4 protein-coding genes are annotated in these 2,774 nt (G+C 62.4%); 2 read left to right on the top strand and 2 right to left on the bottom strand.

The features are described from left to right. Both EN939_RS28570 and EN939_RS28565 read left to right on the top strand, forming a co-directional pair. Positions 1 to 187: ArsR/SmtB family transcription factor (locus tag EN939_RS28570; RefSeq protein ID WP_145968212.1), on the top strand; the 187-nt coding region annotated here is incomplete at its 5' end. A gap of 164 nt (positions 188 to 351) precedes the next feature. Then, positions 352 to 1,167 carry a TrmH family RNA methyltransferase gene (locus tag EN939_RS28565; protein ID WP_127270377.1) on the top strand — a complete coding sequence of 272 codons (816 nt, stop codon included), beginning with the start codon at positions 352 to 354 and terminating at the stop codon, positions 1,165 to 1,167. A gap of 91 nt (positions 1,168 to 1,258) precedes the next feature. Here EN939_RS28565 and EN939_RS28560 read toward each other — a convergent pair whose 3' ends face one another. Together EN939_RS28560 and EN939_RS28555 are read right to left on the bottom strand one after the other, a co-directional pair. Continuing rightward, positions 1,259 to 2,395 (bottom strand): hypothetical protein, encoded by a 1,137-nt coding sequence (locus EN939_RS28560; RefSeq protein WP_127270376.1) that lies wholly within the window; start codon positions 2,393 to 2,395, stop codon positions 1,259 to 1,261. Positions 2,396 to 2,585: 190 nt separating this feature from the next. Next, positions 2,586 to 2,774, bottom strand: a 189-nt coding sequence (locus tag EN939_RS28555; RefSeq protein ID WP_127271049.1) for an EipA family protein, incomplete at its 5' end; no start/stop codon positions are given.

Raw genomic sequence — 2,774 nt, 5'->3', positions numbered from 1 at the left:
GTCCCAGCACCTCGCCAAGTTGCGGGCGCTCGACCTAGTCGAGACCCGCCGCGACCGGCAGATGATCTACTACTCCTGCAAATCCGACGCCGTGCGAGAACTGCTTGTCATGCTGGACGGCATTTTCGGCAGCGGCAAGGATGATCTGTCCCAGATGGCGCACCGTTTGCGCCGTGCTGGAACCTGACCACATAGCGCCGATCTCGCCGGCGTTTTCAGAGCGACATGCGCCCATCCGGGGCGCATAAAGCTGGCTGATTGTCCCGAATCGTCGCATCGTGCTTTCCAAACCAGGTGAGCGCCGGGAAGCGGTCCGGATTTTCGGGCCGATGCGACGGTCGCGAGGAATGCATGGATCCCATTCGCATCGACGACCCGCAAGATCCGCGCGTCGCTGCGTATCTCGACATTCGCGAGCGTGACCTCGCCGGCCGGCAAGGCCGCTTCGTCGCCGAAGGCAAGGTGGTGCTCGACCTGCTGCTCTCGACCGGGCGCTTTGCCGCCGAATCGATCCTGGTCCTGGAAAACCGGCTGGCAGGTCTCGACAACATCCTGAGCAAGGCGCCCGCCGACCTCCCGGTCTATGTCGCCACCAGCGCGGTGATGGACGCTATCGCCGGATTTCATATGCATCGCGGCATCCTGGCCATTGGCCGCAAGGGAGAGCCGCAGCCGGCCGAAGACCTGCTCGACGGCTTGCCGCCTCGGGCGCTGGTCGTGGTGCTCGTCGGCATCGCCAACCATGACAATGTGGGCTCGATCTTCCGCAATGCCGCCGCCTTTGGCGCTGACGCGGTCCTGCTGGATGCGACATGCTGCGACCCGCTCTATCGCAAAGCGATCCGCGTTTCGGTCGGCGCCGCGCTCAAGATCCCTTTCGCATCGTTCTCCGACACCGCCGGCTTCACGACGATGCTCGCCCGACGTGGCTTCGATCAATTCGCGCTGTCGCCACGCGGGAAGACCGACATCCGCGATGCGCAGCGCAGCAAGCGCCTGGCGCTCTATCTCGGCACCGAGGGCGAAGGCTTGCCGGACGACCTGCTCGCAAGCCTGCACGACGTGCGGATCACCATGGCGGAAGGCTTCGACAGCCTGAATGTCGCCGCGGCTTCAGCCATTGCGCTGCATCATTTTTCGGCCAGAGCAATTCCAGGAAAAGTGTGAAGCGGTTTTCCGTCCAGAATTGCGTCAAAGCAAAGAGTTAGGGCATTTCGCCGTTTCCGTGAAACGGTGAAATGCTCTAAGGAGGCCTGATTCAGCTTGTCGCGTCAGCCTTCTGCAGCGCGCGCACGCGGTCGGCAAGACTGCGGTCACCGTTGCCGGAGCGGGCGTCCGACGGTACTGCCAATGCCTTGGCGATCGGCGAACCAGGCCCCTCGAGCTTCGCCGTCAGATGGACGACCTCCGCCGCCAGCGCGTTCATCTGCTCGCGCAAGGCGGAGCTGCTGTCCGTGGCCTTGGACGCGGCCAGTGCGGTGAGGTCGGCCTTCAGCCGCTTGTTCTCGCGCGCCAGCGCCGTCAGCCTCGCCTCGAGCTGCTCACGGTCACTGTCGAGCTTGGCGATTGCCTTGTCCAAATCATCACTCCTGGCGACATCGCCGCCTTTGCCGACCAGCCGCAAGGCTGGCGCGCTGTCTTCGGATTTCGATCTTTCGCGCATGCGTGCCAGTTCCTTTTCGCGGCGGTCGAGTTTGTCTTCGCGATCGGCAAGTGTGGCCAGCAGCCGTTCGACCTTCTTGTCGAGTTCGGCGGTCCTTTTCTTCTCGGCTTTCAGGGCCTCCCGCGCGGCCTTGCTTTCGGCCGCGATTTCCTGGCCGCGCCTGTCGGCTTCCTTGCGCTGGCCGCGCAGCATCGCAATGTCACTGGCGAGCTTCTGCATTTCGGACTCTCGCGCCACGAGTTCGATCTGCCGGCTGCTCGAGGAAAAACTGGCGTCGTCATACATGCGCTCCAGCTTTTGCAGCTCAAGTGCACGCTTTTCCAGCTTGCGTTCGGTTTCCTTCAGACGCTCCGAAAGCTGCTGCAACTCGCCCTCTCGCTGGCGCAGCGCTTCGTTCTTCGCACCCAGTTCGGTCAGCGCCTGGTTCTTGTCCGTCCGCTCGACCGCCAGGCCCTTCATGGCCTCGCGACCGCGATTGATCTCGACCAGTTGTTCGGCCGTCTTCTCTCGCAACGCCTTGACGCTGATTTCCAGGCGGCGCGTCGTCATGGCGTATTCGGCGCGGATGCGATCCTTGTCCGCCTGGATTTCGGTTTGCGTCAGAGGGATCGAGGATTCGACGCGTCTGCGTGTAAGCGTGACCGCACGACGCCATATGGCCGGAGCCACCATGAGCGCCAGAAAGCCAGCACAGAGAAAGCCGAGGACGAAGAACAGGACCGACTGGACCAAGTGACTACCCGTTGTGGCCGGTAAGCATCAAACCAGATAAACCAAAAGCGCATGGAGCGCTTTGACTGTGCCACGTTGACATGGCGGAAATCCAGCGTTGCGGCAAGGGTTTGCCGCAACGCCACGAGTTTAATGCATGTCGACCCAAAAGCGGTCCCGGTTTTGTGCAACGACAGCCAAGGACTTCAGCTTAGAACGGATTCCAAGTGGCGCGCTCGGTAAGCTTCAGATAGCCGAGATTGACGCCAAGCCGGGCACCGACACCGGTGCGGATCGGCACCAAAACCACATTGTTGTTCTTCAGCACGTTGAAGCCGACGCCAGCCACCACATAGGCCGAACCGGCGACGCCGCCATAGCGGTTGTAGAGGCTGCCCAC

Origin of the sequence: Mesorhizobium sp. M7A.F.Ca.CA.002.05.1.1 (assembly GCF_003998335.1) — a bacterium.
Taxonomy (GTDB): domain Bacteria; phylum Pseudomonadota; class Alphaproteobacteria; order Rhizobiales; family Rhizobiaceae; genus Mesorhizobium.
The sequence above is the reverse complement of the archived record's forward strand: the minus strand, read 5'-3'. Positions and strand labels throughout refer to the sequence as shown.

Bases quoted from the DNA above. Each gene is read 5' to 3' on its own strand.
- EN939_RS28565 (WP_127270377.1), top strand. From the start codon at position 352: ATGGATCCCATTCGCATCGACGACCCGCAAGATCCGCGCGTCGCTGCG.